Origin of the sequence: Psychrobacter sp. YGAH215, from assembly GCF_007280595.1 — a bacterium.
GTDB classification, from domain to species: domain Bacteria; phylum Pseudomonadota; class Gammaproteobacteria; order Pseudomonadales; family Moraxellaceae; genus Psychrobacter; species Psychrobacter faecalis.
Map to the genome: position 1 here is coordinate 50,456 of NZ_VKLR01000004.1, position 13,978 is coordinate 64,433.

Below are 13,978 nucleotides of genomic sequence, written 5' to 3' on the forward strand. Positions count from 1 at the left end.
CCACAAAAAACCGTCTTTATAAAGACGGTTTTTTGTGGGTAATTTTTAAGGTTTATATAAATAAGTTTAAGCTGCTTTACATTAGGCACGCTTTAGACGCAGTGCGTTTAATACCACAAATAATGAGCTTAACGACATACCAATCGCCGCAAGCCAAGGCGGCACATAGCCTAAAGCTGCGGGTATCAAGACGCTACTATTATAAATCAGCGCCCAACGTAAGTTTTGCTTAATAATACGTTTGGTCTTATCAGCGATACGCTTCGCCGCCGTGATAGCTTCGATTTGACCATTTAGAATGATACTGTCACTCGATACTTGCGCCAAATCTGCTGCGCCCGCAATCGAGGTTGAGACATCTGCCGCTGCTAAAACAGGCGCATCATTAATACCGTCACCAACCATAAGGACGACGGCGCCTTTTGCTTGTAGCGCTTGAATATGATTGACTTTATCGGTTGGCGACAGGCCGTTATAAGCGGCTTTCATGCCTAACTCTTCCGCCATTACCAGTGCTTGCGGACTTGGGTCACCGGTTAGCATGACCGGCTCAATACCTGATTTTTTGAGTGCGGCGAGCATAGACGGCGCACTGTCACGTACCTTATCATTAAAGTAAAAACCTGCCAGCGCTTGCCATGCATTTGACTGACTATTTTGACAAGACAATACCACCGCCGAGCTGGCACGATGAGTGGCTAAATCAATGATTAAATTGTTATCCACATTAGCAGCATAGCCCGTTCTATCTAAGGCAAAATCGACATGACCGATGCGATATAGGACACCATCAATCATCGCTTCTACCCCGCCTGCAGGATAATACTGCAGCGCTTGCGTGGCTGGCAGATGTAATTGATAAGCGGCGGTGAGCAAAGCGTGGGCAATCGGATGGCGGCTGCCCACTTCTAGCGCGGCGGCAATCGCTAATAACTTGTCTTTTTCTTCATTGCTAGCAGCTGTCGTATCATTAGTTGCCAATCGCTCGATATTTAATAAATTGGGCTTACCATAAGTGAGCGTGCCTGTTTTATCAAACGCCACATGGGTAATCTCAGCAAGGGTTTGCAGCGTATGGCCTCGTGTGGTTAAAAAACCATAACTTGCTAATCGATTGGTTGCTACCGTCAGCGCAATCGGTGTCGCTAAAGACAGCGCACACGGACAGGTCGCCACCAATACCGCCACCGTTGCCCAAATCGCTTGGCTTGGGTCGACGATATACCAACCAATGAACACCAAAGCTGACAATACTAAAATCCGCGCTACAAACCAACGCGCCAGCTTATCCGCTTGCTGAGCGAGTTTTGGTTTCTCACTCATCGCCCGATTCATCAGCCTATCAATCAACCCTATCTGGCTGTCTTCTGGCAATGCCGTCACTAACATCTCAAACGGCTGACTGTCGTTTTGGGCGCCGCCAACGATATAATCGCCTTGGGTTTTGATGATTAAATCACCCTCACCAGTTAGCAGGCTTTGCGAGACGGTCGCGGTAGAGCTAAGCAAGATACCATCGCTGATAATCTCAGAGCCGGCTTCCACCATAATAATATCGCCCACTTGCAAACTGTGAGCGGTCACCATCTGCCTTTTTTCTGGCACGGCTTCTGTCTGCGCTATATTTGATGGTTTATGATTTACCTGCTGCCAGTCTTGAGCGATACGTGACGTCAATTGCTGAATATTGGCATCCATGCTTTGCTTAAAGTTGGGCATCGTTTTTGCGGTAGTGGTTGTGCCATTTGTCGCTAAATTATTATTTGAGTTAAGCACCTGTTCAGCATTATTATCAGAAAGAGCGTCATTATCAAGGGCAGTATTATTAAGCGTATTTTGCTCTATGAGCTGCAAGATACGCGCCGCCGCGTCTTTATCTTCGGCAATTTTTTGTACCAAGACGGGCTCGACCACCACCAAGTCATTGGCCATAGTGGCGGCTTTTAAGCGTGCATTATGCTCAATATAACGCCCAGCCAATAAGAAGAAAATAAACATACTGACCGAATCAAAGTACGTTTCCCCTTGCCCTGTGATAGTGGCATAAAGGCTGGCAAAGAAGGTCACTACTAAGGCGATACTAACCGGTACATCCATATTGACTTGGCGGGCACGAATCGCTGACCATGCTGAGGTAAAAAACGGCACACCGGCATAAAAGAACACCGGCGTACTGACAAATAGCGACACCCAACGTAGAAAATCACGCTGAAATATCAGCATGTCGCTATATTCACCAAAATAAATCGCCACCGCATACATCATCGCCTGCATCGAGCCGAGCGCCGCGATACCAAGCCGCAATAGCATCTGACTGTTATGACGTGCCAGCATGGCTTCATGGGTATCTTGACGATAAGGCTTGGCTTCGTAGCCAATCTCATTGATAACGCCCAAAATACGACTAATCGGTAGCTTATCTTCGTCCCAAATCACCCGCATACGTTGATTGGTTAAATTCACCTGACATTGGCTGATGCCATCTAACTCATCTAGCCGCGACTCAATCAGCCACGTACAGGCAGCACAGCGCAGATTATTGACCGATAGTTCTGCTACCGACATGCCATCTTGCGCATAGACAAATTGTGATTTTATTTCATCGTGATCATAAGCTTCAAGGCGCGTCAGCTGGGTTGGTAAACTTGCCGTACGGTTAATCTCCGAGCGGTCAAGATAATATTGCTCAAGCCCTGCCTCGACAATACTTTGCGACGCTAACTGACAGCCCATACAGCACATCTCGCGAGACTGACCTAAAATATCGGTATGAAAAGGCGGCTCTGGCACCGGATCACCGCAATGAAAACAATGACCGGCAAGCGGCAACACCAGACCCTCAGTAATCGAGTGGTCTTGATAGTGGCGGTTGTTATTTGCTGGCATAGATGAGGGAATACTAGACATAATCGCGCTATTTCCTTTCGACAAGTTTACTTGCAGCCGACCGGCTTTTAATAGACTTGCTCTGATTAACGAGAGTCAACCCCTATGTAAAAAAGCGATTGAATTATCTGCCTTTAACACAGCTACTTTACATAGATATTGGCACAACGTTATTGGCATAAATGAGACCAAAAAAATCGGTAAAAACGATTAATAAAAGGGGTCGATAAAACTGTTGGTATCAACCTAATTATTAATATAAACATTATACTACAAGCGCGCGGCGTAAGCAGCCTAGCCCTTTATCCCAAAACATTAATACCTCTAAAACACCTACTACGAAAGTCTAACGCCTGCTTAATGAATGCGGGCGTTGATGATGATAGATTGAAAAATTTGTCAATTTGCGTCATTATGAGGCAGTTTTTTATCCCAAAATGGTGTGTCATCAGTGCAAAAGTCTAATTCTAAGCGACCACAGTCGTCTAAGCCTGCTATCAATACGCTACCCTCACAGCAGCGCGGCGTGGTGTTTAGTGGTATTTTATTAATCGTCATTATCGCAGCTATGGTGCTATTGGCGCTATATTTGGTCAAACTTGATCGCACCATTACCCACAAGTTTGAGGGCAAGCGCTGGGACATTCCTGCTAAGGTTTACTCGCAGCCCCTAGAGCTGTATCAGGGTGCCAATGTCGATACAGACACCATGAAAACTTGGCTTAAGCTGCTCAATTATCAAAGCAACAAGGCTTATGATCGCACCGGTACCTACCATAAATCTGGCAATACCTACTTTATCCACACGCGCGGCTTTACGTATAGCGCCAACGACGTCGATAAAGAGCAAGTCATCAAAATGACCTTTGCTGGCAATAAGATTGAGTCGGTACAAAGTACCCAGCCTGCCAAAACTGGCATTATTCGTCTGGAGCCAGTAAACATCGGCGGTATTTATCCAGACAGTAACGAAGATCGCATGGTGGTGACGCTCGATCAAGTACCGCAGCCGCTGATTGACGCGCTTATCGCCACCGAGGACCGCGGGTTTTATGAGCACAAAGGCGTCTCGATACGCGGTATCGCGCGTGCGGTATTAAACAACTTTACCGGTGGCCCTAGACAGGGCGGCTCGACCATCACTCAGCAGCTGATTAAAAACTTTTATCTGAACTCCGATCGGACGATGAAACGTAAAGCCAATGAAGCATTGATGGCGGTGTTACTTGAGCTGCATTATAGTAAAGATGAGATTCTGCAAACCTATCTAAACGAGATTTACTTGGGTCAAAACGGCAATCGCTCTATCAATGGCTTTGGCCTTGCCTCACAATTTTATTTTGATAAACCCCTCAAAGAGCTGCGTTTAGACCAACAGGCGCTGCTCGTTGGTATGGCAAAAGGCCCGAGCGTTTATAATCCGCGCCGTCATCCAAACGATTCGACAGCGCGCCGTAATACCGTACTGAATAATATGCTGGCGGTCGGTAAAATTAGCCAAGAAGAGTACGAAAAAGCGATAGAAAAACCACTCGATGTGGCGGACAAACCCGTCGAAGGCAAAAGCCAGTTCCCTGATTTTTTAGATATCGTCAAGCGTGAATTGAACAAAGTCTATTATTCTGATGATCTAAAAAACGAAGGTCTGATTATCATCAGTACCTTAGATCCTATTGCCCAATTGGCAGCGGACAAAGCGGTTGAAAGAAAACTTGGTGAGCTACGTCGTCGCGGTAGCAAGACCAAAGACTTACAAGGCGCATTGGTCAGTGCCAATCCTGAAACCGGCGAGCTGGTGGCAGTGGTCGGTAGTGGCAGTGAATTTACCGGTTTTAACCGTGCTGTCGATGCCAAGCGTCAAGTTGGCTCGTTATTAAAGCCAATTATCTATATGACGGCGCTTGAAAGCGGGCGCTATAATTTGGCAAGCTCGGTCGATGATTCACCGATTACGGTCAATTTGAGTGACGGTACTGAGTGGAATCCAAAGAACTATGACAATCGTGACCATGGTTACGTGCCATTTACCACCGCTTTGTCGCAATCGTATAATCACAGCGCGGTACGTTTGGGTATGGAGTTTGGCGTTAACACCTTTGCCAAACAGCTACAGCGCATGGGCGTAAAAGAGAAAATACCGCCTTATCCTTCGGCTTTATTAGGCTCGGTCAATCTTAGCCCAATGGATATGCTGGGCGTTTACCAAGTATTTGCTACCGGTGGTTTCCGCACGCCTATTCATAGTATTCGTAGTGTTATTGATGATCGCGGACATATTTTGCAGCGTACCGGTTTAAATACCCAGCGTAGTATTCCGCCTGAGACCAACTTTTTGATTAACTATGCCTTGCAAGACGTGGTTAAAAATGGCACGGCCAAACGCATACAATCGCTTGGCAGCAACTTAAACCTTGCGGGTAAAACGGGTACGACCAACGACTACCGTGATGCTTGGTTTGCGGGCTACAGTGGCAATTATGTTAGCGTGGTTTGGGTCGGCCGTGATGACAATAAACCCATCGGTCTAAGCGGTGGTAGTGGCGCTTTGCCAGTTTGGGTCGATTATATGAATCGTCTCAAACTGACCCCTGTTGCGCTGCCAGAGCCCGAAGGAATTGAGTGGTTATGGCTTGAGAACAACTCTGGCAAGTTGTCTAATGAACGCTGTGCTGATGCGCGCTATCTGCCCGTGATGTCAGCGTATCTACCCGAAGAAGCCAGCAGTTGTGCTATTAGCTTATATCAGCAAGAGCGTGCCCGCGAGCAGATACAATGGCAAAATGAGCAAGGCTCTATCAATCAGCAGCGCCGCCGTGAAGGTTTGGATATTCCTAATGGCGAAGCCGTTGATACGGATAACAACGATGGCGATGCTGATAATGCTGAGCAAGAGGGCGGGTCGAGCAATCGTGCCGATACTTGGTACGACCGCGCCGTTGAATGGTTCTAGGGTTTTTAAGACTTAAAAAAGGGTTTTAACATGGCTTTATTGATACAGCAAACTGTCACCGCTAAGCAGGCTAGTACTGCTCCTTCTAAAGGGCAAACTAAGCTGATTAATACGATTCTTGCTACTAGCGCCCTTATTAGCGCATTAAGTTTAAGTGCTTGCCAAACGGCACCGATAGCAATAAAAACGTCTCCTGCGCAAACGTCAGTAGCTCAAAAACAGCAGCCTACAGCAAAACAGCCAGTAACGGTAACCCAAGCACCCATTGTTAAAGGCGATGATAATAAGTACTCTACCGTGCCTAATACAGTGCCTACACAACCGACTTCGCCAATGCAGTCATCCGAAACAGAACAGGTCTATACGCCAGCAACACAAAGTCCAATCATCACACAGCCTGATAGCCAAGATACCATCATCCTTACGCCTTCTCGTGAAGATTACATCCTATCCGAACCATCGATTCCTTCGCATAATGAGCTATTGGAGCGGGCGCGGCAAAACTCACAGCAGCGCAGTCAGCAAAGCACCGCCAATAACAGCAACTTGCCAGCCTTTAGGAACCTCATGCAAACAGGTACAGAGCAATTAAAATCAGGCAATCTCAATGCCGCTGAGAGCAGCTTTACGCGTGCGCAGCGCCTCGCGCCCAAATCATCAGCCGTCTATTTTTATTTGGCGCAAGTCGCTCTTAAAAAGAACCAACCGCGTAAGGCTGAAGCGATGGCACGCCGAGGATTGACCGTCGCTCAAGACAGCACTCGCCGCCGCAACCTTTGGCAAATCATCTTGCAATCAGGACAAGCACAGGGTAACGCTCGCGTGATAAATGAGGCCAGACAGGCGCTGCGCTAATAGCACACACTCTCGTATTTACCATGACGACTGAATCTATAAGCGCTAAAATAGGCTTATAGATTTAGTCGTTAATTTTTTTATCCAGTTTTTTATTGGGTTTAATGACTGTTTTCTTTTACTCCTTTAATTCTTCACTTTTATTTTAAACTAAGGTTACCTTTATGGCATGGCAACAACTGCATTTACAATGTGAAAAAGACAATGTCGATCTCGCTGAGGCACTGTTATTAGAAGCTGGTGCGCTATCAATCGCTTTAGATGACGCAGGCGATCAGCCTTTATTTGAACCCCTTCCCGGTGAATCACCGTTATGGGATGAGGTCATACTCACAGGCTTGTTTGACGCCAATACAGATGCTGGCAATCGTCAATTACTTGAGCAATTAAGCCATGAAATTGGTGCGCAAGTACAAGCCAGCCGAACGTGGGTCAGCGCTGTCGATGATAAGGATTGGGAGCGCGAATGGATGTCCAATTATAAGCCAATCGAGTGCGCCAATAACTTATGGATTGTGCCTAATTGGCTAACACCGCCGAACCCTGCGGCTACCAATATTATTATGGATCCCGGTTTGGCTTTTGGTACTGGCTACCATGCCACTACTCGCCTCTGTCTTGATTGGCTGACCGAGCAAGACCTGACCGATAAAGTTGTGATCGATTATGGCTGCGGCTCTGGTATTTTAGGGATTGCGGCGCTGTTATTGGGCGCGCGTCAAGTTTATGCGGTGGACATTGACCCACAAGCCGTACTTGCAACCAATCAAAATGCGGCGCGCAATCACGTTGATGACCGCCTGCAAGCATTTTTGCCAGAAGACTTCAATAATTACTGGCAACAAAACGATATGAAACCTGTAGAAATCATGGTTGCCAATATTTTAGCCAAGCCACTTATTGGTTTAGCACCTTATTTTGCAACCTTGATGGCACCTAAAAGCCGTATCGTGTTAGCAGGTTTGATTGAATCGCAAACTGAGCAAGTCAGCGAAGCATATCAGCCTTACTTTGCGCTCGATCCTAAGCATGCTTTTACCGCGCAAGAAGATCAACATTGGCAGCGTTTATCTGGTACATTTACAGGGTAGCAACATTTAATTACATCTGTTACGATAGAGGAGCAGTTAAATAATGTTGTGTATTTAACGCTGCTCTATCGTTGCCTGAAAATTATGATGATTACTATATAAAAAACGACATAAAAAACTGGTAGCGATTGGTAAGTGATTATGCGGTATTAATACTGATACCTTTTTGGATTCGACCTTATGACTACGCCAATCAAAACCCAGTGCCCTCATTGTCATGCTATTTTTAATATTAAAAAAACACAGTTAAACCAAAAAACAGCCAATGTTTGCTGTGAACATTGTCAACACAGTTTTTTGGTCAATAACAACCTTATTGTCACGAATGATACAGAGCCGACTGCTGACGCTATAGTGTATGAACCTCAATCTGATGCATCCACTACCGCCAATACTTCTATTGAGCAAACGTCTACCGTTACGCCAGAAGCAAAAGCCACAACCAAGCCAAACGTCACCTCTGAACCAGAAGATGCAGATATTCTTATCCATGATGATATGGCTGAAGAAGATTTGATAGATGATCAGTTGATTCACGATGATATGGATATTGCAGATTTTGAAGAGGAAGATTTAGAATACGGTTCGCTCGACAGTATGGACGCTTGGCTAACGCAAGCAGCAGATAGCACCCCTACCTCAACTACAAACAATAGTGACAAGCCGCCGAAAAGTCCAGCGACAAAGCTAGATAAAAACGCTCACGCCTCTGTTAGTTCCATAGAAAAACCCTCTTTAGCAAACGCTCTTATAAAAGAGCCAGCATCAGCTGCCCAAGTAGCCCTTAGCTCAGCGGCAGCTAATGACATCCATGCCAGTATCGATGATAATAGCGATGAGTCTTGGCTTGAAAAATTGCTCAAAGAACAAAATGAAAACGAAGACGGCCATAGTCCAAGAAAAGACACAGATTTATCAGCGCTGCTCGCAAGCATGGGCGTTTCTATCAAAGACGAAGACAACACGCAGGCCGCACGCCTTAAAAGGCAGCAAGCACAAGTCAAGTTTTCACCAACACCTGCTAAGCGCTCGCTTGCTTCATTACTCTGGACACTTGGATGTTTAGTATTAGCGCTGCTACTTTTTGCGCAGTATGTCATTTTTAATTTAGATAACTTGGTGAAAATTCCTGCCCATGCTGAGCGCTTGCAAAAAGTATGTGCCATCGCCGCTTGTAGCTTACCTAGCGCCAATCTAGCGGCTTTGAGTACAAGCGATATCACTCATCGACCTAGCCACATCAAGACTGCCAACACCTTTAGTGATATCAGCATCACTTTAAACAACCAAAGCACCCAAGCACAACTCCTGCCGCATGTGAAAGTCAGTATTTATGGTACTGATGCACTTATCGGCGAATTTATTGCAGCACCGCAAGATTATCTACTCAGTACACAGAGCCAATTGGGCGCCACAAGTCGCAAGCAGCTGTTATTTACCATCCCAGTTGCCAATGCTCAAATCGACAAAGTAAACGCTGAGCCTATTTATTAACATTCGGCTTGGTAAAACTGCCATTTATAAGCAATAAAATTTATTCAAAAGTTTTGCTCTTTTATCAAATTTGTCCTAAATGTTTTAAATCTGTCATCATAAATGACAATCAATAGCGTCAAGCCTACAGTAATAATAGGGTAATACCCAATCTATTGTTCTGATAGGCGTTGACTTTGTTATAATAGCGCTTAAACGCCTTATGGTTTACGCTTACGCTTAAGGACATTATCTTATGCCACCACATGCACCGTATAATGCCACTCATTTTGACCAGGATATTGAGAGCTCTGCTGATTATAAAGACGGCTATCATCGCTCTATCCATAAGGTAGAAGCTTCCTTAGACAATAGCCTTCATGCGCACCAACCGTTACGTGTGCATGTAGAGCGCGTGGTGCGGCAGTATTTTGCGATGCTCGATGATGAGATGCCAACCGACTTATATGAGCTTATTTTAAAAGAGATAGAGCAGCCACTATTGTCAGTCGTGCTCGAAAAGTGCCGCGGCAATCAGACCAAGTGTGCGCAAATCTTAGGTCTCAATCGCGGTACGCTACGCAAAAAGCTCAAAACTTATGGCTTAATGTAATCTATGGCTTTATGCCAGTCGCTGTTATTTACGACGACCAAATACTACACTCACCGCCCTTATTAGCCCTGCTAACCGACATTCAATTGTATGGCACGTTTATAGTTTATGATCTTATCAAACCCGATATGCTCTGCACTGCTTGCCATTATTACCTTGCCAGACGTTTACGTCAGGCTTTTTTTATGGAAATTTTCTTATGAGTACAACTCCCCTTGCCCTACTATCGGTTTCCGATAAGTCAAATATCGTAGAATTCGCCCAAGGCTTGCTTAAAGCTGGTTTTGGTTTATTATCGACTGGCGGTACTTACCGCTTGCTGGCAGAAAACAACGTCGCCGTCACTGAAGTTTCAGACTATACCGGTTTTCCTGAAATGATGGACGGCCGCGTTAAAACGCTACATCCAAAGATTCATGGCGGTATTTTAGGACGCCGCGGTACCGATGACAGCGTCATGAATGAGCACGCTATTGAGCGCATTGATTTGGTCGTCGTCAATCTTTATCCGTTTGCAGAGACGATTGCACGTAGCGACGTCACCATGAACGACGCGATCGAAAACATCGATATTGGCGGCCCTACTATGGTACGCTCAGCCGCAAAAAACCACGCTCACGTCGGTATTGTGACTGACCCTGCTGATTATACGCGCGTACTCGACGCCTTAGGCGATGGAACGACTCTAACCGCTGCCCTACGTTACGATTTAGCGGTCAAAGCCTTTGAACATACTGCGCAATACGACGGAATGATTGCCAATTTCTTGGGCAGCCGCGTGAATGAAAACCAAGAGGCAGAGAATTTTTCTCGTACCTTTAACGTCCAATTAGAAAAAGTGCAAGACCTGCGCTACGGCGAAAACCCGCATCAAAAAGCGGTTTTTTATGTCGAAAACCATGCGCTAAAAAGCCAGCAAGCCTCTATTGCAACCGCGCAGCAATTGCAAGGTAAAGAGCTCTCTTATAACAATATTGCTGATACTGATGCCGCCCTTGAATGTGTTAAAGCCTTTAGTGCGCCCGCTTGCGTGATTGTAAAACACGCCAATCCTTGCGGTGTGGCCGTAGATAGCGATCAAGTCGCCGCTTACCGCACCGCTTTTAGTACTGACCCTGAGTCATCTTTTGGTGGTATTATCGCCTTTAACCGCGAGCTTACGCTTGCTGCAGCCAAAGCCATTATTGACAATCAATTTGTCGAAGTCATCATTGCCCCAAGTATCGAAGATGGCGTTTTGGAAGCGACCGCTGCTAAGAAAAACGTCCGCGTCTTAGTCTGTGGCGAGCTGCCAACGCCTGAGCAGCGCGACAGCCAGCTTGATTATAAACGCGTCAATGGTGGTTTGTTGGTGCAAGAGCAAGATTTGGGCTTGATTACCGCCAATGATCTAAAAATCGTTACTGACGTCCAGCCAACCGAAGCACAGATTGCTGATTTACTATTTAGCTGGAACGTTGTTAAATATGTCAAATCTAACGCCATCGTTTACGCTAAAGGTCAGCGTACTATCGGTGTCGGCGCGGGTCAAATGAGCCGCGTCAATTCAGCGCGTATCGCCGCTATCAAAGCCGAGCACGCCGGTCTTGCTACCGAAGGCGCGGTAATGGCATCAGATGCCTTTTTCCCGTTCCGTGATGGTATCGATAACGCTGCTGAAGTCGGTATTGCTGCTATCATCCAACCAGGCGGCTCTATGCGTGATGACGAAACGATTGCTGCCGCCAATGAGCATGGTATTGCCATGGTCTTCACTGGTATGCGCCACTTCCGCCATTAATCAGCGGTTAAGATAATGCTATTAAGACAACAGCGTTAAGAGTAAATAAAAATTGTAACGCATAAAAAAAGCCACTATTGATAGTGGCTTTTTCATATTTAAGGCTTAATGAAACTCGTTAAAGAAAGGGTTTAACAAATGCCTTATAGATCGCTTAACGTCCTTGCGCATTGGCCATATTGGCTTCGTTAATCTCAACTTTATAGACCATGCGTAGATAATCTAGATAATCTTGCAGCTGATCTTGACCCAAATTATCACGAATAATGGCGGCAGTTTGTGCCCTTTGGGCATCAGATAGCGGCGATTGCTGCTCTGTTTTGATGCGATCACCGACCAATAACGTCGCGCCCGTTTCAGTCTCACTCGCTACCGCCACAACGCCATTTGCTGCTGCTTGCTGACTAAAGGCTAAGCCGCGCTCTTTTTCGCTCAATTGCGTGGTCTGACGGTTTATCTCGCCCAATGCTTGCAGTTTAACAGGCTGTTTTGCAATATCAGCAGGCGTTTTAATAGTGGCCGCTAGTTTCTTCGCTTCTTTTAATGCCAGTGCCGTTGCTTTTTGTTGACGCAATATCTGCGTGATTCTTGGCGTCGCCGCTGTTAAAGACAACGTCTTGGTTGGACGATAATTACTTGGCTGTACCCATACCGTACCATTACCAACCTCAATACCCGCAGTCACCGCTTGGTCTTGAATGGTAAATTCATCAAACGCTTGCTTAATCACCGCCGGCTGCGCCAAAGCAGATTGGTTGTTTTCTTTACGATAATCTTTAATTCGTTTTAATGGCACATTTTCTTGCTGAGCGATATCTTCAATACTAAAGCCATCTGCTGCCAAGTCATTAATCGCTGTGACTTTATCGGCATACATTTCCTGGCGTTTATATTCTTTCGCTTTAGCGGTTAGCTCTGCACGCATACTCTCTAGACTTGGTATCTTGCTACCATTGTCCTCAGTCACGGTAAATATCTGATAGCCAAAGCTGGTCTTTACAGGAGCACTGACATCACCAACGCTCAAGCCTGCAAGCGCTTCTTCCACGGCTGGTGCATCATTACCAAATACCGCTGGGTTAAAACGTCCGATATCGCCGCCTGTTTCGCCTGTTGGATCATCTGACTCGGCTTTCGCAACTTTAGCAAATGATTCACCTTTCGCAAGGCGGGCTTTAATTTTATCTGCTCGCGCCTTAGCATCTTTACCCGTTAGCAGGATTTGACTGATTTTGCGCTCATCTACGATAGCAAGACTTTGCTTATAGGCTTCATATTGCTGCTGCAAATCTTCTTGGGTGACTTCATTAACTTCAATCGCTTGCGGAGTCAATTGTAAGTAAGCCAAGTCGACCATGGCCGCACTTTTAAGTTTGTCTTTATTAGCATCATAATAGGCTTGAATATCACCCTTGCTCAACTTTACTTGCTCAGCATAGTCCTGCCATTTAAAACGATGCAGCCAAATATTGCGCGACTCTAGCTGCAAATCAATCAACTGACTGACCGCTTGCATTGGATAAACTGCGGTACCGACGATGCTGGCATTGAGCTGATCTATGCTCAACTGATTGCGAAACTCAGCAAACAGCTGGTTTTTTGTCATATTGCGCTGACGTAAAAAGTTTGCAAACTGCTCGTTAGAAAAATTGCCCTCTGCATCTTTAAAGATTTCTTCTTGGCGCAGTAAACGATTGATGGTGTCATCAGAAACCGTCATGCCAAGCTTGCCGGCCTGCTGCTCTAGTAACGTGCGATCAATCAGTCCTTTTAGGACTTGCTCGTGCAGCACATCTTCATTTAACAAACTGGCATCATCAACTTGATCTAAAAGCTCAGTACGTCGGTTATTGACAGCAGTTTGATACTCGGACAGTCCCACGCTTTTGTCACCTACTTGAGCGATTTGGTTGGAATCGACACCGCCGCCAAAGTAGCTTTCGACACCCAATAGAGCGAGCGGCGATAGGCACAAAATCAATAAAATGCGACCCGGCCAGCTTTTTAAGAAATCGCGCAATTTATCCATAGTTATCTCTGCTTTATTAACCTATATTGATGAAAGACCATTGTAATACTATTAATAATATCAACGCTGTATAAGCAGGCAATGGTAAGAAGAAGAACGTGTGCATTTTATCGCTGTAAAATAAGGCTGATTGACGAAGTTTATAACAAGATTTAATAAAAATACTTGTTTATACAACACCGCTATCGCGCGCCCTATGATACGTGATTTTTGATATATACTCAAAATATTCAGGCGACTATTGCCACTAAATACTACAAATTTCAGCACTAAAAAAAGCACCTAAACTCTAGGTGCTTTT

General features: G+C 45.6%; 8 protein-coding genes. 6 read left to right on the forward strand and 2 right to left on the reverse strand.

From position 1 onward, the window contains the following. Positions 1-81: 81 nt before the first annotated feature. Positions 82-2,907 carry a heavy metal translocating P-type ATPase gene (locus FOR85_RS02020; protein WP_144296495.1) on the reverse strand — a complete coding sequence of 942 codons (2,826 nt, stop codon included), beginning with the start codon at positions 2,905-2,907 and terminating at the stop codon, positions 82-84. Positions 2,908-3,337: 430 nt separating this feature from the next. Between FOR85_RS02020 and mrcB the strand changes: the two genes are divergently transcribed. The 6 genes from mrcB to purH all read left to right on the forward strand — a co-directional run bounded on the left by mrcB (position 3,338) and on the right by purH (position 11,648). Then, positions 3,338-5,836 (forward strand): penicillin-binding protein 1B, encoded by a 2,499-nt coding sequence (gene mrcB, locus FOR85_RS02025; protein ID WP_144296496.1) that lies wholly within the window; start codon positions 3,338-3,340, stop codon positions 5,834-5,836. Positions 5,837-5,866: 30 nt separating this feature from the next. Next, positions 5,867-6,691 (forward strand): tetratricopeptide repeat protein, encoded by an 825-nt coding sequence (locus tag FOR85_RS02030; RefSeq protein WP_144296497.1) that lies wholly within the window; start codon positions 5,867-5,869, stop codon positions 6,689-6,691. Positions 6,692-6,855: 164 nt separating this feature from the next. Continuing rightward, positions 6,856-7,782, forward strand: a complete 927-nt coding sequence (gene prmA, locus FOR85_RS02035; protein ID WP_144296498.1) for a 50S ribosomal protein L11 methyltransferase — start codon at positions 6,856-6,858, stop codon at positions 7,780-7,782. A gap of 180 nt (positions 7,783-7,962) precedes the next feature. Beyond that, positions 7,963-9,276, forward strand: a complete 1,314-nt coding sequence (locus FOR85_RS02040; protein WP_144296499.1) for a DUF3426 domain-containing protein — start codon at positions 7,963-7,965, stop codon at positions 9,274-9,276. Between the two features lie 322 nt (positions 9,277-9,598). Further along, positions 9,599-9,868: a DNA-binding transcriptional regulator Fis gene (fis, locus tag FOR85_RS02045; RefSeq protein ID WP_068404623.1), complete on the forward strand. Its 270-nt coding sequence runs from the start codon at positions 9,599-9,601 to the stop codon at positions 9,866-9,868. 199 nt (positions 9,869-10,067) lie between these two features. Then, entirely contained in the window at positions 10,068-11,648 is a 1,581-nt protein-coding gene (gene purH / locus FOR85_RS02050) for a bifunctional phosphoribosylaminoimidazolecarboxamide formyltransferase/IMP cyclohydrolase (RefSeq protein WP_144296500.1), read from the forward strand. 154 nt (positions 11,649-11,802) lie between these two features. Here purH and FOR85_RS02055 read toward each other — a convergent pair whose 3' ends face one another. After that, entirely contained in the window at positions 11,803-13,677 is a 1,875-nt protein-coding gene (locus tag FOR85_RS02055; protein ID WP_144296501.1) for a SurA N-terminal domain-containing protein, read from the reverse strand. Positions 13,678-13,978 lie beyond the last annotated feature (301 nt).